Here is a 24,605-nt window from a genome sequence, read left to right on the forward strand (position 1 = left end):
TCGGGGTCCACCACCCGGACGATCTGGGGGATGACATCGCCCGCGCGCTGGATCACCACCGTGTCGCCGATGCGCACATCCTTGCGCGCGATCTCATCCTCATTGTGCAGCGTCGCATTGGACACCACAACGCCGCCAACGGTGACCGGTTTGAGCCGCGCCACCGGGGTCAGCGAGCCGGTGCGGCCAACCTGGATATCAATGCCCTCGAGCATGGTGGTTGCCTGTTCGGCGGGGAATTTATGGGCTATGGCCCAGCGCGGCGCGCGCGCCACCTGGCCGAGGCGGGCCTGCCAGTCGAGCCGGTCGACCTTGTAGACGACGCCGTCAATGTCATAGCCCAGGCTGGCGCGCTTCGCCTCGATATCGCGATAGACGGCGACCATCGCCTCAACGCTGTCGCAGCGCTGCATCAACTCATTGATCGTGAAGCCCAGGCCCTTGAAGCGCTGCACGGCCTCCATCTGGGTCTCGGCCAGGGATTCGCTCAACTCGCCCCAGGCATAGGCAAAGAATTTCAGCGGCCGCTGCGCCGTCATCGCCGGATCGATCTGGCGCAGGGAGCCGGCCGCGGCATTGCGGGGATTCTTGTAGGCGGGTTTGCCAGCTTCCTCCTGGCGCTGGTTGAGCGCCGCGAAATCCGCATGGCTCATATAGACCTCGCCGCGGACTTCCAGAACTTCGGGCCAATCGGAGCCCGGCAGGGTTTGCGGAATGTCCCTGAGCGTGCGGATATTGGCGGTGACGTCCTCGCCCGTCGTGCCATCGCCGCGGGTCGCAGCGGAGACGAGTTCGCCGCCCACATAGCGCAGGCTGGCCGAGAGCCCGTCAATCTTGGGCTCGGCGGTGATGGCGACCGGCGCGTCTTCGGTCAGGCCGAGAAAGCGGCGCACCCGGCCGACAAAATCGGCGACGTCCTCATCATTGAAGGCATTGCCGAGCGAGAGCATCGGCACGGCATGGGTAATCTCGCCGAACTTGCCCGAAGGCGCGGCGCCGACGCGCTGGCTCGGGCTGAACAGATCGACCAGTTGCGGGAAGCGCGCCTCGATGCCCTCGAGCCGCTGGCGCAGCGCGTCATAAACGGCGTCGGAGACTTTCGGCGCATCCTCGTTGTAATAGGCCTTGTCATGGCGGGCGATTTCACGAACGAGACGCGCATGCTCGGCATTTGCCTCGGCCTCGCTCAACATGCCGACATCTTTCAAGGCGCTCATGGTTTTGCTCGCAGACTGACCGACCGGCCGAATCTAGCCGCTTCCCGGCGCATTGTGGAGAAATTGTCGGCAGGGTCGAGCGGGCGATGACACCGCGCTGCAGGTCGCGACCAGGCGAGGATCAGGCCTCAACGGCCATCAGCTGGTCGGCCTGGGCCCGCGCCGCATCGGTGACTTCCGCGCCGGAGAGCATCCGGGCGATCTCCTCGCGGCGCGTCTCGCCGTCGAGCTGGATCAGGATGGTGCGCACACCGCCCTGGCCATCATCTTCCTTGACGATTTTCCAGTGATGATCGGCCAGCGCCGCCACTTGCGGACTATGGGTGACAACCAGGGTCTGACCGGTCTTCGCCAGACGTTTCAACCGGCGCCCGACCGCATCGGCGACCGCGCCGCCAACGCCCTGATCGACCTCGTCGAACACCAGGACACGGCCATCATCATCGCCAGCCAGGGCGACTTTGAGCGCGAGACCGAAGCGCGAAAGCTCGCCACCCGAGGCGATCTTGTCGAGGGCACCGAAGGGCGCGCCCGGATTGGTCGAGACCTCGAAGCGGACGCTGTCGCAGCCATCCGGCCCGCCATGGTCAGCATCGGTCACCAGGGCGACGCGAAACCGGGCCTTGTCCATTTTCAGTGGTGGCAATTCGGCAGCCACAGCCGCGGCGAGCTTTTGCGCCGCGCCGTCGCGTGATCGGGTCAGGGCAGCCGCCGCGTCGCGATAGAGAGCCTCGGCCGCCTGCACGCTTTTTTCGGCCTCTGCGATACGCTCACCGGCATTCTCGATCGCATCGAGCTGTTCGGCAAAACGGGTTTGCAGGGCGGGCAATGCCTCAATCGTGACATCATGCTTGCGGGCCAGGGCGCGCAGGGCGAATAGTCTTTCCTCGACACTCTCCAGCCGGCCCGGCTCGACCTCGAAGGCACGCGCCGCGTCGGACAGGGCATCGCCGGCTTCGGAAAATTCGATCAAGGCCCGCTCGATCGCCGCCGACGCCCGGTCCAGGGCCGACCCGGCCTCACCGCCCGCGCTGCCAATCTGATCACGCACGCGTTCCAGGCCGCGCACAGCGGTATTGAGCCGGCCTTCCAGCCCGCCGCCATCGCCGGCCAGCGCGTCCTGGGCTTCCTGCAGATCGCCGAGCGCCCGCTCGGCCGCCATCAGAAACTGCCGCTCCTCGGCCAGCGCCTCTTCCTCACCGGGACGCGGCTGCATCTTGTCGATCTCGCCGAGCGCATGGCGCAGGAAATCCTGCTCCTCGGTCGAGGCCGAATGGGCGCGCACCAGGTCGGCAAGGCTGTTGCGGGCGGTCGAGACTGTCGCCCATGCCTTGCGGCAAGCTTCACGGAGCGGCGCATTGCCGGCATAGCTATCGAGTTGGGCGCGATGGGTTTTCGGGTCGAGCAGGCCGCGGCCATCGTGCTGGCCATGCACTTCTACCAGGACATCACCGAGAGAGCGCAGAAGACCAATACTGGCGGGCTGGTCATTGATATGGGCGCGGCTGCGGCCATCCTCACTGAGGCGGCGGCGCAGGATCAGGGCTTCACCCGGCTCGATCACCAGGCCTGCCTCCTCGAGCACAGCCCAGGCCGCATGGCCCGGTGCGAGATCGAATTCAGCGGTAGCGGAAGCTTCATCGGTGCCAGCGCGGACCAGCCCGCGTTCGGCCCGCTCGCCGGCGGCCAGGCCGAGAGCGCCCAGCAAGATGGACTTGCCAGCGCCGGTTTCGCCCGTCAGGGCACACAGACCCCGGTCAAAGCCGGCATCAAGACTGTCGATGAGTACAACATTCCGGATCGATAGCGATTGCAGCATTCAGAGCGATCGCACCTCCCGCCCGGCCTAGCCGAAGATCCGCTGCATGGCGCGTTCAATGAAGGACGGGTCACGCTGGTTCACGGCATCCTCGATGGCAATGCCCTCACGGGTCAGCAGATTATAGCTGTTTTGATACCAGTCACTGCCCGGGAAATTATAACCGAGCACGGACGCAACCTGCGTAGCTTCATCATCAAGACCAAGCGCAACATAGGTTTCCACCAGACGGTGCAGCGCCTCGGGAACATGCGAGGTCGTGCCGTAATCCCGGACCACATTCTGGAAGCGATTGACCGCTGCGAGATGATAATTGCGGCGCAGATACCAGCGACCGATATCCATCTCCTTGCCGGCGAGATGGTCACGCGTCATGTCGATCTTCAGCCGCGCATCGGTGGCATAGCGGCTCTCGGGATAACGGCGCACCACTTGCTGCAGCGCATCGAGCGCCTGCTGCGTAATCTGCTGGTCACGGCCAACATCGACGATTTGCTCGAAATAACTGATCGCGATCAGGTAATAGGCATAGGGCGCGCTGCGATTGCCGGGGTGCAGCGAAATGAAGCGCTGAGCATCGGACACGGCTTCGTCATATTTATTCGCCTGGTAGTTCGCAAAGGCGGCCATCAGCATCGAGCGACGGGCCCACTCGGAATAGGGATGCTGCCGCTCGACTTCATCGAACTGGGCCGCCGCCAGCTGGTACTGGCCGCGCTCCATGGATGAGAAGGCATCAGCATAAATCGACTCGGCGGGCCGCTCGACATAAGCCACCGAAGTGTCCGGTCCACTTGCGCAGGCCGCGACAAGAACGGACAGGAAAAGAGTCGGCAACAAACGCGACAAGAGGGTCATATTGAACACGGCTCAGCAGCTAGGGCGGTCGAAGGACCGCCGGTCCAGAAAAGCTTGTAGCGGATCATGCGCCGCGACAAAAGTGCCGCGTCAGGTCAACCGCCGCAATATCAGGAGTTGGCCATCGCCACGTCGTGCTGGCAAGCGTCGCGCACTGTAACCATTTTCCAGGCGGACTTGTCGGCCAGCAATGCACGCAGTGCCAGATTATTGATCGCATGGCCGGGACGCTGGGCATGATAGCGACCGATAATCGGCGCACCGGCGAGATACAGGTCGCCCAGCGCATCGAGCGCCTTGTGCCGCGCGAACTCATCATCGAAGCGCAGGCCCTCAGGATTGGCGACGCCGTCATCATCAAGCACGACAGCGTTTTCCATCGATCCGCCACGCGCCAGACCGGCAGCCAGCAGCGCGTCGAGATCCTTGCGGAAACCAAAGGTGCGGGCGGCTGCAATATCGGTGGAGAAGATTTCCGGCGTCACTTCAAAAGTGCAGGTCTGATTGCCGACCGCGCTGTGCTCGAAATTGATTTCGACTTCGATCATCGACGTCAGGGCCGGCAGAAAACTGGCCCGGCGGCCTTCCGATTCGACGATGACCGGCTTGAGCACCTGGATGGCGCGGCGCGGTGCGGCGAGCCGCTTCAGGCCGACGCGATTGACGAGATCAACGAAAGGCGCAGAAGACCCGTCCATGACCGGCAATTCGGGTCCGTCGATTTCGACAATGGCGTCATCGACACCCAGACCGGCCAATGCCGCCATCAAATGCTCGACCGTCGCCACCGAGGCACCCGCCTCATTGGCGATGGTGGTACCCAGACGAACGGTGGTGACATTCTCGGCGCGCGCCGCGATCCGGTTATCACGATCGGTGATATCGGAACGGACAAAACTGATCCCGGCACCGGTGGAGGCGGGTTTCAGCACGAGGCGCACACGCTCCCCGGTATGGAGACCAATGCCTGCGCACACTACAGGTGCCGCCAATGTTTGCCGGTAAATCACAACACAACGCCGTCTGTTCTGGTTCAACAATCAGCGACTTGCGCCGCCCCTCGCCTGCACACAACGACATGCCGGGTCAGCATTCAACTAAAGCTTTGTTGCGGTTTGTTACGCGCGAAGCGGGCTAGTTCGCCTGACGGCGCAGGAAAGCCGGGATTTCCAGGTCACCCTCATCCACGCTCTCGCCGAACAGATCGCCGCTCGCCATGCGCGTGGTTGATTGAACAGGACTATTGCGCGTCGTCGGGGCCGCTTTCGGCGCAGGCTCCGCCGGCTTGCGGCGGCGACCGAACAGGGAGAACCCAGCCCGCTTCGGCTCTTCCGCAGCCGGCTGGGCTACTCGGCCCGGTGCTTCAGTGGCCCGACGCTGCTCATATCGGGCGTTCAGCGTCGCGGCCTCTTCGGCCAAACGCGCCTGATCGACCCGTACCTGCGGGGTCTGGGCGGCGACACGGTGAGTGTCATCGACCTCGGCGACATAGGGGTCACGCGGCGTTTCGACCGGAGCCTGGGCGACGGCATCGCTCAATTCCTCGGCACCGACCGCCATGGGCAGAGCTTCTTCCCGGGTTTCCACTGGCGCCTCAAAACGCTCGACGGTTTCAGGCTTCTGCTCGGCGGCGACACGGCCCGGACGGTCGGAATTGGTGCGCTTCCAGGGCAAAATGGCATCATTGGGCGCGCGATCCGGCGTCGCTGTGCCGCGCAGTCGCGAGCGTGGATCGACCACGGCAACTTCGGCATCAATCCCGGTGGCAACAACGGAAACCCGCATCGAGCCTTCCATCGTCTCGTCAAAAGTCGAGCCGACAATGATATTGGCTTCAGGATCGACTTCGGCGCGAATCTCGTTGGCCGCCTCATCGACTTCATACAGCGTCATGTCATAGCCGCCGGTGATATTGATCAACACACCGGTCGCGCCGCGCATCGAGACATCGTCGAGCAGCGGATTGGAGATCGCAGCCTGGGCCGCCTCGATGGCGCGCTTCTCGCCGGAGGCCTCACCGGTTCCCATCATCGCCTTGCCCATCTCATTCATCACGGAACGGACATCGGCGAAGTCGAGATTGATCAGGCCGGGCATGACCATCAGGTCGGTAATGCCGCGGACGCCGGAATGCAGAACCTGGTCCGCCATCGAGAAGGCTTCGGAGAAGGTGGTCTTTTCGGTCGCGATCCGGAACAGGTTCTGGTTCGGGATGACGATCAACGTATCGACATGGTCCTGCAGCTGGCTGATGCCAGCCTCGGCCAGCTTCATGCGGCGCGTGCCTTCGAAGTGGAAAGGCTTGGTGATCACACCCACGGTCAGGATACCCATTTCCCGAGCCGCGCGCGCCACGACGGGTGCTGCGCCAGTCCCGGTACCGCCACCCATGCCGGCAGTGATGAAGACCATGTGGGCACCAGCCAGATGCTCGCGGATCTCGTCGATTGAGTCCTCGGCGGATTGCTCGCCGACTTCCGGGCGGGCACCGGCGCCGAGGCCCTCGGTAATCGCTGCGCCCATCTGGACGCGTTTTTCCGCCTGCGACCGGGTCAGGGCCTGTGCATCGGTATTGGCCACGACGAAATCGACACCCTCGAGCTTGGCCTCGATCATATTATTGACGGCATTGCCGCCAGCGCCGCCAACGCCGAACACAACGATGCGGGGGCGCAATTCGGTCGTTTCAGGGAGGGAAAGATTCAACGTCATGCGAGACCTCGTGGCCGAATGGGTTCGGGTAATAATCGATTCACCATGAAGTTTCCGCCTGCGACGCTTAAGCGAGCGTTAAACGTCGTGGAAATTTTCGCACCGGTGCTGCTGGCGGTGCAGCAAATGCCGGCGGCCTGGCCAGGCTCAACTGGCGCGGCGAAGCCGCGTTGCGGGCGTGCCGGTCCAGGCCTCGACATCGGCCGCAGCATCCAGGCACACGACTTCATGCCCCTGGGCGAGCATGTTGCGGGCGAAGGCATTGATCGTTGCACAGGCGCGCGGATCAGCCGGCTGGATAATCCCGATACTCATCCGCTGGAAGGCAAATTTGTGAAAGAATTCCGCTACGTGTGGCGCTTCGGAAACGGCAATGCGCATATCGACCAGTCTGAAATCGAGCAGCACACGTTGCACATCATACTGCTCGACGGCAGCGACAATCAGCTCGATCGTGTCGACCGCCGACAGCCAGTCCTCGTGGCCGTCAAAAACGACCTCGATATAGCCCGCTGCGCGGTGTGGAATAATGCGACTGAATGACATGAACGCGACCTGTGTGTTTCACAGGCGGTATAGCGCGTGGGATGCTGGATAGTCTTACCGCCAGGCTCATTGATTATGAGCCGGGCAGCCCTGTTCAGCCGGTCAGAAACTCTCGGCGAACCAGCGCCAGACCGCACCGCCGCGTTCGGTTTCGCGGGTCGGGTCACGCCGGATACGGGCGACCGAAGTCGCACCCAGGCGTGGTGGCCCGGCGATGGCCTCCGCAGCGCCGCGCGTCTCGCGCCGGACGACACCGGCGACAGCGCTGAAGGCCGGGCCGGACACGGCATCGCCCAGACCGGTAATGCCGCTTGGACCGGCAATGCGGACCTGTTTGCCGAACACACGTGCGGCCAGCTCGCCGGTACCGGGAAGCTGTGACGCCCCGCCCGTCAGCACCAGACGGCGGCCGGAGGTCTTGCTGACACCGGCAGCATCGAGCCGGTCGCGGATCAGCTCAAAGGTTTCCTCCAGCCGGGGCCGGATAATGGAGTTGAGCAGGGAGCGCGGGGCCGATCCATAAATCCGGTCGCCGGTCACTGACGGAACTTCGATCATCTGCTGATCGTCGTCCGGACTGTCGAGTGCCGAGCCGTAGAGCGTCTTCAGGCGCTCGGCGGCGGCCAGCGGCGTCGACAGGCCCCGTGCGACATCGGAGGTCACATGCGAACCACCCACGGGCACGGTGTCGATATGCAGCAATGCGCCCTCGGCAAAGACGGCGGCTGTGGTGGCGCCGGCACCCATATCGATCAGGGTGGCGCCAAGTTGGACTTCATCATCGCCCAGGGCCGACAGGCCGGAGGCATAGGGGGTGGCAACCACGCCCTTGAGATCGAAATGGCAACGTTCGACACAGGTCATCAGATTGCGCAATGGCCCGATGGCGGCCGTGATGACGTGCACCTCGACGCCCAGCGTACGCCCGAACATGCCACGCGGGTCGCGAATGCCGCGGTGATCATCGACGGACCAGGCCAGCGGGATGGCGTGCAACACAACGCGGTCGGCAACGGCGAACTCGGACAGGGCCCCGTCCAGCAGACGGCGCAGATCACGCTCGGTCACTTCGCGTTGTGGCAGATCGATTTCGGCACCGATACGCGTACTGGTCGGCTGACCGGCCGACAGGGTCAGGGTCACTGAATTGACCGCCTGCCCGGCCATGCGCTCGGCCTGCTCGACTGCGGCACGAATTGCCTCGGCAGCCTCATCCATATCGACGATGGCACCGGCGCGGACACCGCGGCTCGACTGATGGCCGACGCCGACGACGCGCGGCCTTGGCCCGGCAATCGTCTGATCGGTCTTGGCGATGAAGCAGGCAATCTTGGACGAACCAACATCGAGCGCTGCGCACACACCGGGGGTTTTTCCATTGGAGCCATTGCGGACAGCCTGGGGACGTAAAAACTCGAACACACTCATGCTTCATGCTCCCGCATGCCCGCCGCGGCAGCCCGGTCGGGCAGCGCTCTGACAATCAAATCACCCTGCCCGCGCAGGTCGAAACTCTCGGCCGCCAGCCGCAAGACGCCGCGCTCGGCCTGCAAGCGCGCCAGAATGGCGATCGACGCCTGGACATCACCGGCCGGCAATTTCACATCGGCACCGCTGTCGAGGCGCAAATTCCAGCGTCGCTGCGCAACCCGGACCGCGCCAACAACATGGGCGCGAATGGCCGGGAAGCGCGCCAGCGCGTCGACAATCTCCACGACGCTCTCATTGGCGCCATCGGCGACCACGAGCGGCAGGGCCGGCGGGTTCATGACATCCGCCTCGGCGAGGACGATGCCGTCGCGGTCGATAATATTGAGCACGCCATCAACCTGCCACAACGCGAAGGCCTCGCGCGTTTCGACCACGATCGAGATCCGGTCAGGCCAGAGCCGCGCCACCGTCGCCGAACGCACCATGGGCAGCGCCTCGACCCGGGCCCGCACGGCACCGGGGTCGACAGAGAAAAGCGACTGGCCGTCATAGACTTCGGTCGCCAGCACGATGGAATGCGCAATCTCGTCGCCGGCACCGGTGACATCGACCGAGCGGACCGCAAAGCCCATATCGGCCAGGCGGACCGTGATCTTCTCGCCGCCCAGACGCACGACATCATCGAGCTGGCCGAACAGGGTCAGGCCGGCGATCGTCGCCAGCAAGAGTGCGGCAGCCGCCATCGCGCCCATACGGGCTGCATTTGCCACTCGGTAACGCGCACTTCTGAATTGGGCTTCCGCCCAGTTACGCAAACGCCGCGGTGCAGACACCGCGGCGGACCGGTGGTTAGACTTGCGACGGGGTGCTTTTCGCGACCCGCCACGTGCTACCTTCGACACGACGCATTCTCCGCCATCCACTCCACGAGATCATTAAACGCGATCCCGCAGAAGAGCGCCTGTTCTGGCGCCAATGAAGTAGGAGTCATGCCCGGTTGGGTGTTAATTTCGAGTAACCATAGCGGCGGATTTGCTGATTCGTCGTAGCGGAAATCGGTCCGTGTCAAGCCACGGCAACCCAGCACCGCGTGTGCCTGCAGGGCCAGTTCGCGTGCAAGTGCCGCAATCTCTTCAGAAACATCAGCGGGTAAAATATGAGTCGAACCGCCAGCGGCGTATTTCGCCTCGTAATCGTAGAAGGTCGTATTGGGGATAATCTCGGTTACGGCGAGCGCGCGATCCTCCATCACCGCGACCGTCAGTTCGCGGCCGGGGATATAGCGTTCGATCAGGACGTCATCGCCCAGCGCCCAGGCCTCCGAGCCGAGCTCGGCCGGTGGCCGGTTGGCACCCTCGAGCACGATATGCACCCCGACCGATGAGCCCTGCGCATTGGGTTTGGCGACATAGGGCGGCTTCATGGCGTGGGCCTTGGCGGCCTCGAACCGATTGACGATCAGACCTTCCGGGCAGGGAATGCCCGAGGCGCGCAGCACCGCCTTGGCCTTCTGCTTGTCCATCGCCAGCGCCGAGGCGAGCACGCCGGAATGGGTATAAGGCTTGCCGAAATGCTCCAGCACGCCCTGGACCATGCCGTCCTCGCCCCATTCGCCGTGCAGGGCGTTGAAGACGATATCGGGATTGGCATCCTTGAGCTGTTGCGCCAGCTCGCGGCTGGCATCGATCTCGACGACGTCATAGCCCTTTTCCCGCAGCGCCTTGGCACAGGCGCGGCCTGAGACCAGCGAGACATCACGTTCGGGCGACAGCCCGCCGAGCAGGACAGCAATACGTTTGGTCATTCGGCTTCCCCTTTGCCCCGCACCCCGATGCGTTTGACTTCCCAGCGTAATTTCACACCAGACTTCTGTTTCACTCGCGCGCGAACTTCTTCACCCAGATCTTCCAGATCGGCCGCAGTCGCGCTGCCGTCATTGATCAGGAAATTGCAGTGCTGCTCGGAAAAATGCGCCCCGCCAACGCGCAGGCCGCGGCCGCCGGCCTGGTCGATCAATTGCCAGGTCTTGCGCGCATCGGGCGTGCCCGGCGCATCGGGATTGGCAAAGGTCGAGCCGGAGGTTTTCTCGCGGATCGGCTGGGTCGTCTCGCGCCGCGCCGTGATGGCGTCCATGCGCTCGAGGATCGAGGCCGGCTCATCGGCTGAGCCCTGCAGCACGGCCTCGACAAAGATCCAGTCGGCCGGCGCGCCGCTATGGCGATAGGCATAGGCGAGTTCATCCGGCTTCGCGATGATGCGGCGGCCAGCGCGGTCGAGCGCCACGACCTCGACCACGACATCCTTGGTCTCCTGCTCATAGCAGCCGGCATTCATCCGCAGTGCGCCGCCAATCGTGCCCGGCACGCCGACGAGATATTCCATCCCGGCAATGCCGGCTTTTGCCGCCGCCCTGGCAACCATCTTGTCGAGCGCCCCCGCCCCGGCCCGCAGCCGGTTCTCGCCGAGCGCCTCGGTTTTCGCAAAAGCCCCCGTCAGCCGGATCACCACGCCCGGCACACCGCCATCGCGCACCAGCGTATTGGAGCCGGCGCCAAGCACGTGCACAGGGATGTCGTCCGGCGTTTCAGCGAGAAAGCGCGCCAGATCGGATTCATCGGCCGGCAGATAGAGCACTTCGGCCGGACCGCCGACACGCAGCCAGGTGATGTCCTTCAGCGGCGCGGCCTCGATATATTTGCCGCGGACCGGAGGCAGACGTTCAACCAGGCTCAACCCAGCGCCTCCAGCTCTTCCGGCAGGGCATAGGCCCATTGAGTGATATCGCCGGCACCGAGGCACACCACAACATCGCCGGAACTGGCACGGCTGGCGACTTCCGCGGCGACGGTGTCACGCTCGACCGGATTGGCATCGCGATGCCCGTGGGCGCGCAGGCTCTCGACGAGATGATCGCGATCAATGCCCTCGATCGGGTCTTCGCCGGCGGTATAGACATCGGCGACGAGGACGCTGTCGGCATCGTTGAAACAGGTCGAGAAATCATCGAACAAATCGTGCAGCCGCGAATAGCGGTGCGGCTGCATCACGGCGATCACCTTGCCGGACGAGGCCTGGCGCGCGGCTTTCAGCACAGCGGCGATCTCGACGGGGTGGTGGCCGTAATCATCGATAATGCTGGCGCCCTTCCACTCACCGGTCTTGGTGAAACGGCGTTTGACGCCGCCGAATTCGGCCAGCGCCTTCTTGCCGGCGGCCTCGGTCAGACCGAGCTCGCGCGCCGTCGCCAGGGCGGCCAGCGTGTTGAGCACATTATGCTCGCCCATCATCGGCAGGAAGACATCGCTCCAGCGTTCTTCGCTCTGGCCGCGCAGGCGGAAACAGACATCGAATGTCGCGCCCTTGGCGTCGCAGCGCAGATTTTCCACCCGCACATCGGCCTGGGGGTTGAAGCCATAGGTGATGACCCGGCGATCCTGAATACGGCTGGCCAGGCTCTGGACTTCGGGATGGTCGGTGCACAGCACGGCGAAACCGTAAAAGGGCAGGTTCTCGACGAATTGGAAGAAAGCTTCGCGCAGCGTGTCGAAATCGCCGTAATGCTCGAGATGTTCCGGATCGATATTGGTGACGATGGCGACGGTGCCGCGCAGTTTGAGGAAGGAGCCATCGGACTCATCCGCCTCGACCGCCATCCAGTCGCCCAGCCCCATCTTCGCATTCGAACCATAGGCGGAGATGATGCCGCCATTGATCACGGTCGGATCAACACCGGCCGCATCCATCAGGACCGAGACCAGCGATGTCGTGGTCGTCTTGCCATGCGTGCCGCCAACGGCGACGGCGAATTTCAGCCGCATCAGCTCGGCCAGCATTTCGGCGCGGCGCACGACCGGGATCTTGGCGGCGCGGGCGGCGAGGAGTTCGGGATTATTCGGCCGGATCGCCGAGGACACGACGATGGCGCCCGCCCCGGTGACATTCTCCCCCGCATGTCCGATCGCCACCTCGGCACCCAGCTCGCGCAGGCGCTCGACATTGGGATTGGCCTTGATATCCGAGCCCTGTACCGCATAGCCCAGATTGAGCATAACCTCGGCGATGCCGCTCATGCCAATACCGCCAATGCCGACGAAATGGACCGGGCCGACCGGGAAAGGCAAAGCGGCAAATTTCATGTCAGTGCTCCTCGAACCAGACCATCGACGGCCTTGGCCAGCGCCTCGGCCGCATCGGGCCGGCCCAGCGAACGCGCCGCGGCGGCGCGCTCGGCCAGGTCTGCCGGATTGGATAGGCGGGTCTGCAAAAGACCGGCCAGACGCTCGGCCGTGAAGTCGGTTTCCGGAACCAGGTCGGCGGCGAGCGCATCGACCAGACCTTCGACATTGGCGGTCTGATGATTATCGGCAGCAATGGCGAGTGGACAGAAAATCGCCGGACGCCCGACGCCAGCCACTTCGGACACGGTCGAGGCACCGGCGCGCCCGATCACCAGATGCGAGGCGGCATAGAGCGCACCCACATCCTCGAAGAAGGGCTCGCAGCGGGCATTCACGCCGGCCGACTGGTAGGTTTCACGCGCCATCACCAGCGATTCCTCGCGGGTTTGTTGGACGATATCAAGGCGGGAACGAAGCGATTCAGGGAGTTGTGCGACGGCTGCCGGAACGGTCTCCGACAAGAGCCGCGCGCCCAGGCTGCCGCCGAGAATGAGCAGATTGATACGGCCATCCGCTGTGAGCGGTGGATAGCCGGCGGCGCGCGCATCCAGAATCGGCTGGCGCAGCGGATTGCCGGTCAGCAAATGATGTTTACGGCCTGTGACGGACAGCTTGTCGAGGCGCTCGAAACCCGAGGCGATGAAACCGGCCCGGCCCGCGAAGACACGATTGACCCGGCCGAGCACGGCATTCTGTTCGTGGATGGCATAGGGAATGCCCATGGTCTGGGCCGCGGCCAGAGCCGGAAAGGCCGGATAACCGCCGAAACCGGCGACGACATCGGGCTTCCAGCGCTTGATAATGGCGCGCGTCTCGCTCAGCCCCTTGGCGAGCTCGACGCCGGCCCGGGCCAGTTTGATCGGGTTTTTGGTCGACGGGCTGGCGGCATGGATCTCGTCGATGGCGACGGCGGGAAAACCGGCCGTGTGTTTGAGCCCGCGGGCATCGGTCACCAGACGGATCTGCCAGCCGCGCGCGATCAGCGCCTCGGCAGCGGCGCGGGCGGGAAACATGTGCCCGCCGGTTCCGCCGGCAGCAATCAGGCAGCGACGCGGGGTCATGCGGAATATTGCATCGAATAGGCACCGGGACGGCGGCGCGTGAAGGCCAGCATCAGACCGGCCGCAAGAGTCAGGGCGAGCATGGACGACCCTCCATTGGAAACGAATGGCAATGTCATGCCCTTCGGCGGGATCAGGTTCAAGTTCACAGAGATGTTGATCAGCGCCTGCAAACCGAATTGCAGCGCCAGACCGGCCACCGCCAGCTGTGCGAAATGATCATTGAGCCGCATCGCCTGGTTCCAGGCGCGGGTCACCAGAATCGCAAACAGGCCGATAATGGAGAGCGAGGCCAGAAGGCCGAATTCCTCGGTCGCCACGGAGAAGATGAAATCGGTATTGGCGTCCGGCAGAATATGTTTCACCTCACCCTCGCCCGGCCCGACACCGGTCAGCCCGCCACGCGAGATTGCCTCGATCGCCCGGTCGATCTGATAGGTTTCATTACCTTCCGGATTGATAAAGCTCTGCACACGCGCCGCGACGTGCGGCATTGTCAGATAGGCCAGCCCCGAGCCGGTGACCGCCAGGCCGCCAAGCACAGAGACCCAGAGCCAGGACAGGCCCGACGCAAAGAAGACGCCGCCAAAGCACAGGGTCAGCAGCACGGATTGCCCGAAATCCGGCTGCGCCATCAGCAGGCCGACAGCGGCGAGATAGAGGCCAAATGCAATCAGCCGGCCCGGAATCGGCGCACCGCGCTTCTCCTCGGCAAACAGCCAGGCCACCGTGACGAGCAGGGCCGGTTTGAGAAACTCCGAGGGTTGCAGGGAAAAGGCGCCAAGGCGCAGCCAGCGTGTCGCGCCCTTGACCTCATGGCCGATGAACAGGACCGCGACCATCAACACGAAAGCCCCGACCAGAACCAGCGCTGCCAGGCGGCGCGCACCTTTCGGGCTCAGGCTGGAGATGGCGAGCATGCCGGTAATGCCCAGCACCGCGAACACGCCCTGCCGGTAGAGAAAATGGAAAGGGTCATCAAGGCCGAGACGCGCGGCGGCAGCCGGGCTGGACGCCATGGACAGCACAATCCCGGTCGTGATCAGGGCGAGGATGACGAAGAGCAAGGTTCGATCAATGCCGCGCCACCAGGCGGCAAAGGCGCGTGGGAGCGTCTGGATCATTGCTCGCCCCCCGCGGCGGCGGCCGGCAGTTCGAGCGCCGCGACCAGGGCGCGAAAGGCGTCCCCGCGCGCTTCGAAATGGGCGAACTGGTCGAAGGAGGCGGCCGCCGGTGACAGCAGCACCACGGCGCCGGGCCGGCCATCGGCGAGCGCATCACGGCTGGCCGCACGCGTCGCCGCCGCCAGATCACCGCAACGCTCATAGGCCAGCTTGCCGTCGAGATCCTTGGCAAAACGGGCCTCCGCCTCGCCGATCAGATAAGCCTTGGCGATGCGTGGATACAGGTGCGCCAGCGCGGCCAGTCCGCCTGATTTCGGGCGGCCGCCGGCGATCCAGTAGATCGGGTCATAACAGGCCAGCGCCTGCATGGCGGCCTCGGCATTGGTGGCCTTGCTGTCATTGATGAAGCGCACACCGCCGAGCATGCCGACCTCTTCCTGGCGATGCGCCAGACCGCCGAAGCTCTCAATGGCCTCGGCAGCGACGCGCGAGCCGATGCCGAGCACGCGCACGGCGGCCAGGGCCGCGGCGATATTCTGGGCATTGTGCCGGCCCGGCAGCGCCCGGGCGCGGCTGAGCTGCAGGACGGGGCGCGGCGCGATGTCGAGCGCCTCATAGACCTGGTCGCCCAGCGCATAGACACCGCGCGACACGACACGCCCGGCCGAGATCGGCAGGACTTGCGCATCGGGTCGCTGCATGCGCAGGCGGGAATAATAGTCGCGGGTCGGGTCATCATCGACGCCGATCACCGCAATGCCCGTCTCGCCCTGCATTGCAAACAGGCGCTGCTTGGCCGCGAAATAGCCCGCGAAATCGCCGTGACGGTCGATATGGTCCGGCGTCATATTGAGCAGGATGGCGACATCGCACTCCAGGCTCCGGGTCAGATCAATCTGGTAGGAGGAGAGTTCCAGAACGAAAAACGAGCCCGGACGCGGTGGGTCCTGGGCCAGAACGGCATCGCCGATATTGCCCGCTACGGTCACGTTGCGGCCCGCCTCGCGCAGGATATGGCCGATCAGCGCCGTCGTGGTGGATTTGCCGTTGGTACCGGTAATCCCGATGATTTTCGGGCGGCGCTTGGCCGGCATGGCCAGCACTTCCAGAGCGAAGAGTTCGATGTCGCCGATCACCGGCGCCCCGACGGCATGCGCCAGTTCGACCATGCGGTGCGGTTTGGGATGGGTCAGCGGCACGCCCGGCGAAAGGATCAGGGCTGCGATATCGCCCCAGTCGCGCCGGTTGAGATCATCGAGCACAAAACCCTGGGCCTCGGCAGCAGCGCGCGACACATCGGAATCATCCCAGGCCGACACCTCGGCCCCGCCGGCCAGCAGCGCGCGGATCGTCGCGAGGCCTGTACGGCCCAGCCCGAACACGGCAACACGGCGACCCTTGAAGGCGTGGACCGGAATCATCGCCTATCTCAGCTTGAGGGTAGCAAGCCCGATCAGCGCCAGAACCACGGCGATGATCCAGAAACGGATCACGATGGTCGCCTCGGCCCAGCCCTTTTTCTCGTAATGATGGTGGATCGGCGCCATGCGGAAGACGCGCTTGCCGGTCAGTTTGAAACTCGCGACCTGGACCATGACCGAGACCATTTCCAGAACGAAGAGCCCGCCGACAATCGCCAGCACGATCTCGTGCTTGACCGCAACCGCGATCACGCCGAGCGCGCCGCCGAGCGAGAGCGAACCGGTATCGCCCATGAAGATCATGGCCGGCGGCGCATTCCACCACAAAAAGCCGAGGCCGGCGCCCAGCAAGGCGCCGCAGAAGACCAGGATTTCACCGGTGCCCGGCGTGTAGAGGACTTGCAGATATTCGGCGAAATCGACCCGGCCGACGACATAGGCGATGACGCCGAAGGTCGCCGCCGCGATCATCACCGGCACGATCGCCAGCCCGTCGAGCCCGTCCGTCATATTCACCGCATTGCCGGAGCCAACGATCACAAGACAGCCGAACACCAGGAAGAGCGGGCCGAGATTGAACAGGAAATCCTTGAAGAAGGGGAAGGTGATCGAGGTCGTCACGGCCGGATCCATGCCATTGGCGGTCGCCGTCGCCGTCGCCCACCAGACCGCGATCAGCGCGATGGCAAATTCGCCGAGCAGTTTGAGCTTGCTGCCGAGCCCGTCCGTCGTCTGCTTCGTGACTTTCTGATAGTCGTCGATGAAGCCGATCAGACCGAAACCGGCGGTGACGAAAATCACGATCCAGACATAGCTATTGCTGAGATCGGCCCAGAGCAGGGTTCCGACCATCACCCCGAGCAGGATCAGGAAACCGCCCATGGTCGGGGTGCCGGCCTTCTCGATCACATGACGCTCAATGCCTTCGGCGCGGATCGGCTGACCCCGGCCCTGCTTGCGCCGCAACCAGCCGATCATCGGTTGACCGAAGACGAACGCGATCAGCATCGCCGTCATCAGGGCGCCGCCGGAACGGAAGGTGATATAGCGAAACAGATTGGCGATCTGGAAGTCGTCCGCCATCGGCGCAAACAGCAAATACAGCATGGGCGGATCAGGCCTCCGTCAGATTGAAAGCCGAGCCGTCGGCCAGGACAGCGGCGATTTTATGAAGACCGGAGCCATTCGACCCCTTGATCAGAACGACATCACCGGCACGAATGGCCGAAGCCACCATCTCCCGGCCCTCGCCGGCATTGGCCGCATAACCGGCACGCAAGCGTTCAGGCAAGTGATCGTGCAGCTCGCGCATCAATGCTCCACAACTAAACACAGCGTCGACATTCGCCTCGGCCAGGGCCGGCGCGAGAGCGCGGTGTAATTCCGGCGATTGCGGGCCGAGTTCGAGCATGTCGCCGAGCACGGCGATACGGCGTCCACCCGGGCCGGGCTGCGCGCTGCCCAGCGAGGCAATCGCGGCGGCCATCGAGACGGGGTTGGCGTTATAGGCATCGTCGAGCAGGGTGAAATGCCCGCCCTTGGGCAGTGCGACCTGGACCGCGCGGCCGCGCCCGGCCTCGGCATCGACGGTTCTCAAAGTCTCGGCAACCTGCCGCGGATCGAGCCCCGAGGCCGCCGCTGCGGCAAACACCGCGCCGGCATTCCAGGCCCAGTGCTCGCCGGTGGCGGCGAGATGAAAGGGGACACGCACGCCCATCACATTGACGACGCCATCGCTGCCGCCGAGCCCGGTTTCAAAGGATTCCATCCGGATCGCCGCTGTGGCACTGCGTCCGAAATCGAGCATGAAAGCCGCGCTCGAACGCTTGGCATGGCTGGCCAGCCGCTCGGCCAAAGGGTCATCGGCGGGATAGATGGCCACACCATCCGGCTCGAGACCTTCATAGATTTCGGCCTTGGCATCGGCGATCGCCTCGATCGTGCCGAGATGTTCCAGATGCGCAGGCGCGATGCGCGTGATCAGGGCGATATGCGGCCGCACCAGATTGGCGAGATCATGGATTTCGCCGGCATGATTCATGCCCAGCTCGAATACGGCGCGCTGCGTCTCGGCCGGCATGCGCGCCAGGGTCAGCGGCACGCCCCAGTGATTATTGTAGGATTTGACGCTCCAGTGCGCCGGGCCCGCCGCGCGCAGGACAGCGGCCAGGGCTTCCTTGACGCTGGTCTTGCCGACACTGCCGGTCACCGCGATACGCACCGCCTTGCTGCGGTCACGTGCCGCCGCACCGAGCGCGCGCAGCGCCACCAGCGTGTCTTTCACCTGCAAGGCCGGTCCCGGGCAGTTGGACGTATCAGTAACAAGGCAGGCAGCCGCGCCGCGCGCCATCGCATCGGTAATGAATTCATGCCCGTCGCGCACATCCTTGAGCGCGACGAAAAGATCGCCCGGCATGATCGATCGCGTATCGATTGACAGACCGCTACAGGTCCAGTCCAGATCGCCGGTCAGCATGCCGCCGGTTGCGGCCATCGCCTGCCCGGCGGTCCACAGGGGCTTAAGCATCTTCACCCTCCTGTCTCAGATACGCCTTGCGGCCGAGCAGCGCCTTGCGGCCCTCCTCCCGGTCGTCGAATGGATGCACAATGCCGGCGATGGTCTGACCGGTCTCATGGCCCTTGCCCGCCAGCAGAAGGCAATCGCCGGGCTGCAACAGAGCGACGCCGCGCGCGATGGCCGCGGCGCGATCGGCAATCTCCTCGGCCTCGGGGCAACCCTCCAGGATCGCCGCGCGGATCAAGGCCGCATCCTCGGAACGCGGATTATCATCGGTGACGATGACATGATCGGCCTGGCTGGCGGCAATCGCGCCCATCTTGACCCGCTTGGTGGCATCGCGATCGCCGCCGCAGCCAAACACCAGAATGATGCGGCCACGCGTGTGCGGACGCGCCGAGCGCAGCAATTTGTCGAGCCCGTCGGGCGTGTGGGCATAATCGACCAGCACCGGGGCGGCCGCCTCGGTCTCGCCGACCTTTTCCAGCCGTCCGGGCACACCGCCCAGCTGGCCCAGCGTCTTGAGCACGACATTCAGTGCGACACCCTCGACCAGGGCGATGGCGGCGGCGCCGAGCGCATTGAGAATCTGGAATTCGCCGACCAGCGGCACTTCAATCTGGTGCTCGACACCTTGCCAGGCGAAAACGACATCCTGGCTGGCCGGGCGCGGGGTGATCTCGCGGATCTGAAGATCGCTGCCACGCCAGCCAATTGTCGTCAGCTTTAACCCGCGCGCACGGGCGAGGCCGGCCATGCGCTCGCCCCACTCGGAATCGACATTGATGACCGCCAGGGCGCCGTCTGGCAGGCGCTCGGTGAAAAGCAAAGCTTTGGATGCGAAATAATCATCGAAATCGGGATGATAATCGAGATGGTCCTGGGTCAGATTGGTGAAGGCACCGATCGTCAGGCGCACCCCGTCCATCCGCCTCTGCTTCAGGCCATGGCTGGACGCCTCCATCGCCAGATGCGTGACGCCGTCAGCGGCGAGCGCGTCGAGCGCATGGTGCAGGGCAACCGCGTCGGGTGTCGTGTAACCCGTGGTCTCGAGCGAAGCGCCGCGCGCGACACCGAGCGTGCCGAGGCTGGCGCCGTCAATCCCGGCTGCCGCCCAGATCTGGCGCAGGAATTCAACCGTCGAGCTTTTGCCATTGGTGCCGGTGATGGCGACGATATGTCCAGGCTGGCGCGGATAGAAGCGCGCCGCCATCGCGGCCAGTTCCGCCGCCGCGTCATCGACGATGATCACAGGCACATCGAGGCCGGCAATGGCCTGGTCAGACAGGATGGCAACGGCGCCCTGCGCCACAGCCTGCGGCGCGAAGGCACTGCCATGCAACTTAACACCCGGCAAGGCCGCAAACAGAAAACCGGGCTTCACCGCCCGGCTGTCCAGCGTCAGGCCGGCGATCTCGATCTGGCCGGTCGCAGGCGTCGCATATTCGCGGGTGAGCAACTCGGACAGGGTCAAGGGATAGGCTCCGGCATCAAGGCGGCACGGACCATGGCCGCGCGCTCATTATGATCGGCATCGGATCGCACGACACCGAGAATCGGCGCGATCCGCGACACGATCTCGCCCACGGCGGGGGCCGCCGTCCAGCCACCGGTGGAATAACCATGGGTCGATTCATTGCCATGCGGCTCGTCGAGCAGGATCAGGATGGCGTATTGCGGGTCATTATAGGGAAACACCGCCGAGAAGGAGGAGATCAACCGGTTGCGGTCATAGCCGCCGCGTGAGGGCTTTTCCGCCGTCCCGGTCTTGCCGGCGACGAGATAGCCCGGCGCTTCGGCGCGGCCACCCGTGCCATCGGTGACATTCTCGCGCATCAGCGCCATCACATCCCGGGCGGCACTCGCAGCCATCACCCGTTCGCCGACAATCGTCTCGTCGGCAGCCACGGGCTGCAGGGTCGGCGCGACATAAATGCCGTCATTGGCGATCGCCGCGAAGGCCGCGATCGTGGCGATCGGGCTTACGGCCAGACCATGACCATAGGAAATGGTCGCCGTTTCCGTCGGGCCCCAATTGCGCGGCAAGAGCGGGTCGGCGCTCTCGGCCAGTTCGATTGGTGCGCGCTCAAGCAGGCGCATGCGCCCGAGGAATTCTCTCTGCCCCTCGGATCCGACTTCCAGCGCGATGCGCGAAGAGCCGATATTCGAGGAGTGGATGAAGATTTCCGACAGGGTCAGCCAGCGGTTCTCGCCGTGAAAATCATGGATGGTGTGACCGCCGATCTGCAGCGGCTCGCTCGCATCGAACCCGCTTTCCAGCGTTGCCGCCCCGGATTCCAGCGCCATGGCGACGGTGAAGGCCTTGAAGGTCGAACCCATTTCATAGACGGACTGGGCGCTGCGATTGAGCCGTTCATCATTGGAAGCGTCATTGGGCCGGTTGGGATCATAATCCGGCAACGACACCATGCCGACGATTTCGCCAGTGCGCACATTCATCACAATGCCCGAGGCCGCGAGCGCGTCGAATTCGTCCATCGTCGTGCGCAGAACTTCGTCGAGATGGAATTGCACACCCATATCGATCGACAGCGCCACCGGGCGGCCATCGCTCGAGGACAGCGCCGCATCGAAAGAACGCTCGGCACCGGCCAGCCCGTGAAGATCGCGATCCGTATAGCCGACAATGTGCGAAGCCAGCCGGCCACGCGGATAGACCCGGCGCGGTTCGAGCCGGAAGTCGAGCCCGGGCAGGCCGAGCGAGAACACGGCCTGGCGCTGGCGCGGCGTGAGATTTCGGCGCACCCAGACGAAACGGCGATGCGAGGACAGGTCACGGGTGACCGCCTCGACATCGAGATCGGGCAGGACGCCGGCGAGCGCTTCGGCGGTTTCGGCGGCATCCCAGACGAGGCTTGGATCGGCAAACAGGGAATGGGTCTGCAAGGTCGTCGCCAGCACCTGGCCGGTGCGGTCAAACAGATCGCCGCGCGTCGCTTCGGCCATCACCGGACGGGTCGCGGCGGCATGGGCCGGACTGGTAACGGCCAGCTCGATCGCGCGCACGCCGAGCACGCCGAAGCAGAGCGCGAGGCTCAACCCGACAATCTTCAACCGGCCGCGCGCGGCATCGAGCGCCTTGATTTCCGTGCTTTCAATCCGCAGCAGGCGTGACATGTCGGCCGGCGCGGCCTCGGCCATGGGTGGCGGACCGACACTGCGGGATTCGGCTGAAACTTGACGGCGAAAAGGCCACCAGCGCATCAGTTCTGCCCTCCAACCTCACGCGGCTCGGCCAGCGCCAGCGCCTGGTCGCTCTGATTGACCAGCAGACCCTCGCGCCGCGGCTGCTCGACCCCGGGACCGGGTTCAGCGAGCAGGGGCAGATCGCCCAGCGCGACTTCCCGGCTCGGATCGAGGGGTTCAAAGCCGAGATAGCGGCGCGCCAGGGCGCGCAGGCGCTCGGGATCTTCCAGATGGGCGATCTCGACATTGAGGACATTGATCTGGCGCCGCTCCTCGACCAGCTGCGACTGGATATCCTCGAGACGTTCCTGGGAATTCTTGGCTTCGGTCTTGGCGACATAGAGGGCGCCGGCCAGGGCGACGGCAACGACAAGGGCAATCGCGTTAAACGTACGGATCATAACACGGCCTCCAGACGCGCAAGCGACACAACATTCCTGCCGGACTCCGACAGATCCTCAGCCCAGGCCGGAGCCTCGGTACGAATAGCAACACGCATCTTGGCGGAACGTGACCGCGGATTGGCGGCGATCTCGGCCTCACTGGCGGCGGTCGCCTTGCGATGCAGCAGGGAGAAACTGGGACTGGCGACAGGACCGGTTTCCACTGCAGGCGCATGGCGCGAGCCGCCCCCTCCTGCCTGCCCGGTGCGGGCCCGCAAGAAGTCCTTCACCATGCGGTCTTCCAGTGAATGGAAGGTAACCACGACGAGGCGTCCGCGCGGCGCCAGAATCGCCTCGGCGGCCTCGAGCGCACGGGCCAATTCGCCCAATTCGTCGTTCACATAAATCCGCAGCGCCTGGAAGACCTTGGTGGCGGGATGGATTTTTGAATGTTTTCCGCCAGTTGCCCGCGTGACGATGGCGGCAAGCCGATCCGTGGTCTCGATCGGCGCCTCGGCGCGAGCCTCGACAATCTGCTTGGCGATGCGGCGCGAGCGGCGCTCATCGCCGTAAACATAAAATATGTCTGCCAGCTCTTCCTCAGCCAGCAGATTGACCGCATCGGCCGCACTGGCGCCGGAACGCGCCATGCGCATGTCGAGCGGGCCGGCGCGCATGAAGGAAAAACCGCGTTCGGCCTGGTCGATCTGCATCGAGGAGACGCCGATATCGAGCACGATGCCGTCAACCGTCTCGCCGCCATTGGCGCGGATCACCTCGGCCATTTTCGAAAACGGTGCCTGCACGAAAACGAAGCGCCCGCCCGAGGCCCTGCCCAGCTGTTCGGCTGCGGGAATGACAGAAGGGTCGCGGTCGATCCCGATCAGGCGGCAATCGGCGGCCGACAATATGGCGCGCGAATAGCCGCCGGCACCGAATGTGCCGTCGATATAGAGGCCGCCATCCTGGGGGTCGAGGGCGCGCACGACTTCATCAAGCATGACCGGAAGATGGCTCATGACGCGCCCCCGGTGCGCGGAACCAGACGCAGGGAGCGCTTGTTCTCGCGGGCAAAGGCGCGCGCTGCGGCCTGGTGCTCGGCATAGACATCGGGCGACCAGAGCTCGAAGCGCGAACCGAGGCCGACAAAGGTCGCCTTGGCGTCGAGCCCGGCATGATCGATCAATTCCTTGGGCAGGGTGACGCGGCCATTGGCATCAAAGGCCAGCGGGCGCGCGGCGCCGAAGATGGCGCGCTCAAATGCGATTCGCGCCTCGTCATAGGGATCCATGTCCTCGATCAGGCGCTGATAGCTGTCGAGCAGGGCCTGGCCGCCACCTTCCAGATAGGGACCGTCAAAGGAGGGCCAGACGATAATGCCGTCGAACACACCACCGCGCACCACGGAACGAAAATCGGCTGGCACCGAGACCCGTCCCTTGGCGTCAACGCCATTAATGGTGGTCGATAAAAACACGCTCGATTTGCTCCCCGGCCATACCGATCCGTCCCCGTATGGTTAACTATGGGATAACATGGGATCAGATGGGAAACAACGCCGAAAGCATCGAATTCTATGGATTGAAGCGCCTTTTGAAGTAATCAAATATGGCCAAATTGAGAACAACAAGGGAACATTAAGTTAATATCCACAGGGGCGTTAAGGATTGAATGGGAGGAAGAGCGATCAGGTGGCCTGTAAGCCGGGTTCTGTGTCGCTTTTTCCAAAATGGAAAAAGCGCGACGACCATTCATCTGCGACATGCCTTGCGACATGCCTGGTGCGACCTACCCGGATGGCATGCGGAGACGCATGTGTGGCCGAAGCCACGGCCCATCCCTATTCGGTCTTGCTCCAGGTGGGGCTTGCCTAGCCCCCTTCCTTGCGGTCGGGGCGGTGCGCTCTTACCGCACCGTTTCACCCTTACCGGACGCGCACGTCCGGCGGTCTTTCTCTGCTGCGCTTTCCCTGGGGTCACCCCCGCCGGGAATTACCCGGCACCTTGTCTCCGTGGAGCCCGGACTTTCCTCGACATCGCCGTTTCCAGCCCGATGCCGCGGCCGCCCAGCCACCTGATCGGGGATGTATGTGGTTGAAGTGGGAGGAGTGGTCAAGCGGCGGGGGATGCG

The 24,605-nt window shown here is 64.3% G+C and carries 21 protein-coding genes and 1 other RNA gene; all 22 read right to left on the reverse strand.

Annotated features, from left to right (window positions below):
- Positions 1–1,217, reverse strand: a 1,217-nt coding sequence (gene ligA / locus AAC023_RS06920) for an NAD-dependent DNA ligase LigA (protein WP_339739516.1), incomplete at its 3' end; no start/stop codon positions are given.
- 121 nt (positions 1,218–1,338) lie between these two features.
- Complete coding sequence (gene recN, locus AAC023_RS06925) at positions 1,339–3,036, reverse strand: DNA repair protein RecN (RefSeq protein ID WP_339739518.1); 1,698 nt, start codon at positions 3,034–3,036, stop codon at positions 1,339–1,341.
- 27 nt (positions 3,037–3,063) lie between these two features.
- On the reverse strand, positions 3,064–3,876 hold the full coding sequence (locus AAC023_RS06930) for an outer membrane protein assembly factor BamD (protein WP_339739520.1): 813 nt from the start codon (positions 3,874–3,876) through the stop codon (positions 3,064–3,066).
- Between the two features lie 128 nt (positions 3,877–4,004).
- Positions 4,005–4,904 carry a UDP-3-O-acyl-N-acetylglucosamine deacetylase gene (lpxC, locus tag AAC023_RS06935; protein ID WP_339739522.1) on the reverse strand — a complete coding sequence of 300 codons (900 nt, stop codon included), beginning with the start codon at positions 4,902–4,904 and terminating at the stop codon, positions 4,005–4,007.
- Positions 4,905–5,028: 124 nt separating this feature from the next.
- On the reverse strand, positions 5,029–6,606 hold the full coding sequence (gene ftsZ, locus AAC023_RS06940) for a cell division protein FtsZ (protein WP_339739524.1): 1,578 nt from the start codon (positions 6,604–6,606) through the stop codon (positions 5,029–5,031).
- Between the two features lie 147 nt (positions 6,607–6,753).
- Positions 6,754–7,152 (reverse strand): hypothetical protein, encoded by a 399-nt coding sequence (locus tag AAC023_RS06945; RefSeq protein ID WP_339739526.1) that lies wholly within the window; start codon positions 7,150–7,152, stop codon positions 6,754–6,756.
- A 102-nt stretch (positions 7,153–7,254) separates the two neighbouring features.
- On the reverse strand, positions 7,255–8,580 hold the full coding sequence (gene ftsA, locus AAC023_RS06950) for a cell division protein FtsA (RefSeq protein WP_339739528.1): 1,326 nt from the start codon (positions 8,578–8,580) through the stop codon (positions 7,255–7,257).
- Positions 8,577–9,335 (reverse strand): cell division protein FtsQ/DivIB, encoded by a 759-nt coding sequence (locus AAC023_RS06955; RefSeq protein WP_339739530.1) that lies wholly within the window; start codon positions 9,333–9,335, stop codon positions 8,577–8,579. The genes ftsA and AAC023_RS06955 overlap by 4 nt, the downstream gene beginning before the upstream one ends.
- Before the next feature lie 137 nt (positions 9,336–9,472).
- On the reverse strand, positions 9,473–10,387 hold the full coding sequence (locus tag AAC023_RS06960) for a D-alanine--D-alanine ligase (RefSeq protein ID WP_339739532.1): 915 nt from the start codon (positions 10,385–10,387) through the stop codon (positions 9,473–9,475).
- Positions 10,384–11,316: a UDP-N-acetylmuramate dehydrogenase gene (gene murB, locus AAC023_RS06965; protein WP_339739534.1), complete on the reverse strand. Its 933-nt coding sequence runs from the start codon at positions 11,314–11,316 to the stop codon at positions 10,384–10,386. The genes AAC023_RS06960 and murB overlap by 4 nt, the downstream gene beginning before the upstream one ends.
- The gene (gene murC, locus AAC023_RS06970; RefSeq protein WP_339739536.1) at positions 11,313–12,719 is read right to left on the reverse strand and encodes a UDP-N-acetylmuramate--L-alanine ligase; all 1,407 of its coding nucleotides are present in this window, start codon (positions 12,717–12,719) and stop codon (positions 11,313–11,315) included. The genes murB and murC overlap by 4 nt, the downstream gene beginning before the upstream one ends.
- Complete coding sequence (gene murG, locus AAC023_RS06975; RefSeq protein WP_339739537.1) at positions 12,716–13,822, reverse strand: undecaprenyldiphospho-muramoylpentapeptide beta-N-acetylglucosaminyltransferase; 1,107 nt, start codon at positions 13,820–13,822, stop codon at positions 12,716–12,718. The genes murC and murG overlap by 4 nt, the downstream gene beginning before the upstream one ends.
- On the reverse strand, positions 13,819–14,946 hold the full coding sequence (gene ftsW, locus AAC023_RS06980; protein ID WP_339739539.1) for a putative lipid II flippase FtsW: 1,128 nt from the start codon (positions 14,944–14,946) through the stop codon (positions 13,819–13,821). Before ftsW ends, murG begins: the two co-directional genes overlap by 4 nt.
- Positions 14,943–16,367 (reverse strand): UDP-N-acetylmuramoyl-L-alanine--D-glutamate ligase, encoded by a 1,425-nt coding sequence (murD, locus tag AAC023_RS06985; protein WP_339739541.1) that lies wholly within the window; start codon positions 16,365–16,367, stop codon positions 14,943–14,945. Before murD ends, ftsW begins: the two co-directional genes overlap by 4 nt.
- A 3-nt stretch (positions 16,368–16,370) precedes the next feature.
- The gene (gene mraY, locus AAC023_RS06990; RefSeq protein WP_339739543.1) at positions 16,371–17,474 is read right to left on the reverse strand and encodes a phospho-N-acetylmuramoyl-pentapeptide-transferase; all 1,104 of its coding nucleotides are present in this window, start codon (positions 17,472–17,474) and stop codon (positions 16,371–16,373) included.
- Positions 17,475–17,481: 7 nt separating this feature from the next.
- On the reverse strand, positions 17,482–18,894 hold the full coding sequence (gene murF, locus AAC023_RS06995; RefSeq protein WP_339739545.1) for a UDP-N-acetylmuramoyl-tripeptide--D-alanyl-D-alanine ligase: 1,413 nt from the start codon (positions 18,892–18,894) through the stop codon (positions 17,482–17,484).
- On the reverse strand, positions 18,887–20,359 hold the full coding sequence (locus AAC023_RS07000) for a UDP-N-acetylmuramoyl-L-alanyl-D-glutamate--2,6-diaminopimelate ligase (protein ID WP_339739547.1): 1,473 nt from the start codon (positions 20,357–20,359) through the stop codon (positions 18,887–18,889). The genes murF and AAC023_RS07000 overlap by 8 nt, the downstream gene beginning before the upstream one ends.
- Positions 20,356–22,047, reverse strand: a complete 1,692-nt coding sequence (locus tag AAC023_RS07005; protein WP_339739549.1) for a penicillin-binding protein 2 — start codon at positions 22,045–22,047, stop codon at positions 20,356–20,358. The genes AAC023_RS07000 and AAC023_RS07005 overlap by 4 nt, the downstream gene beginning before the upstream one ends.
- A gap of 62 nt (positions 22,048–22,109) precedes the next feature.
- Complete coding sequence (locus tag AAC023_RS07010; RefSeq protein WP_339739551.1) at positions 22,110–22,493, reverse strand: hypothetical protein; 384 nt, start codon at positions 22,491–22,493, stop codon at positions 22,110–22,112.
- Entirely contained in the window at positions 22,490–23,494 is a 1,005-nt protein-coding gene (gene rsmH / locus AAC023_RS07015) for a 16S rRNA (cytosine(1402)-N(4))-methyltransferase RsmH (protein WP_339739553.1), read from the reverse strand. Before rsmH ends, AAC023_RS07010 begins: the two co-directional genes overlap by 4 nt.
- Positions 23,491–23,952, reverse strand: coding sequence for a division/cell wall cluster transcriptional repressor MraZ (locus AAC023_RS07020; RefSeq protein ID WP_339739555.1), 462 nt, complete (start codon positions 23,950–23,952; stop codon positions 23,491–23,493). Before AAC023_RS07020 ends, rsmH begins: the two co-directional genes overlap by 4 nt.
- A 206-nt stretch (positions 23,953–24,158) precedes the next feature.
- Positions 24,159–24,552, reverse strand: an RNA gene (gene rnpB / locus AAC023_RS07025) — RNase P RNA component class A.
- Between the last annotated feature and the right edge of the window lie 53 nt (positions 24,553–24,605).

The organism is uncultured Maricaulis sp. (assembly GCF_963976135.1).
Taxonomy (GTDB): domain Bacteria; phylum Pseudomonadota; class Alphaproteobacteria; order Caulobacterales; family Maricaulaceae; genus Maricaulis.

What these genes read in the sequence shown, in the direction of transcription:
- ftsA (WP_339739528.1), bottom strand. Translation starts at nt 8,580, where the DNA reads ATGAGTGTGTTCGAGTTTTTACGTCCCCAGGCTGTCCGCAATGGCTCC.
- murF (WP_339739545.1), bottom strand. Translation starts at nt 18,894, where the DNA reads ATGCTTAAGCCCCTGTGGACCGCCGGGCAGGCGATGGCCGCAACCGGC.
- ftsW (WP_339739539.1), bottom strand. Translation starts at nt 14,946, where the DNA reads ATGATCCAGACGCTCCCACGCGCCTTTGCCGCCTGGTGGCGCGGCATT.
- murC (WP_339739536.1), bottom strand. Translation starts at nt 12,719, where the DNA reads ATGAAATTTGCCGCTTTGCCTTTCCCGGTCGGCCCGGTCCATTTCGTC.
- mraY (WP_339739543.1), bottom strand. Translation starts at nt 17,474, where the DNA reads ATGCTGTATTTGCTGTTTGCGCCGATGGCGGACGACTTCCAGATCGCC.
- AAC023_RS06960 (WP_339739532.1), bottom strand. Translation starts at nt 10,387, where the DNA reads ATGACCAAACGTATTGCTGTCCTGCTCGGCGGGCTGTCGCCCGAACGT.
- recN (WP_339739518.1), bottom strand. Translation starts at nt 3,036, where the DNA reads ATGCTGCAATCGCTATCGATCCGGAATGTTGTACTCATCGACAGTCTT.
- AAC023_RS07005 (WP_339739549.1), bottom strand. Translation starts at nt 22,047, where the DNA reads ATGGCCGAGGCCGCGCCGGCCGACATGTCACGCCTGCTGCGGATTGAA.
- murD (WP_339739541.1), bottom strand. Translation starts at nt 16,367, where the DNA reads ATGATTCCGGTCCACGCCTTCAAGGGTCGCCGTGTTGCCGTGTTCGGG.
- murG (WP_339739537.1), bottom strand. Translation starts at nt 13,822, where the DNA reads ATGACCCCGCGTCGCTGCCTGATTGCTGCCGGCGGAACCGGCGGGCAC.
- rsmH (WP_339739553.1), bottom strand. Translation starts at nt 23,494, where the DNA reads ATGAGCCATCTTCCGGTCATGCTTGATGAAGTCGTGCGCGCCCTCGAC.
- ftsZ (WP_339739524.1), bottom strand. Translation starts at nt 6,606, where the DNA reads ATGACGTTGAATCTTTCCCTCCCTGAAACGACCGAATTGCGCCCCCGC.
- AAC023_RS06945 (WP_339739526.1), bottom strand. Translation starts at nt 7,152, where the DNA reads ATGTCATTCAGTCGCATTATTCCACACCGCGCAGCGGGCTATATCGAG.
- AAC023_RS06955 (WP_339739530.1), bottom strand. Translation starts at nt 9,335, where the DNA reads ATGGGCGCGATGGCGGCTGCCGCACTCTTGCTGGCGACGATCGCCGGC.
- AAC023_RS07010 (WP_339739551.1), bottom strand. Translation starts at nt 22,493, where the DNA reads ATGATCCGTACGTTTAACGCGATTGCCCTTGTCGTTGCCGTCGCCCTG.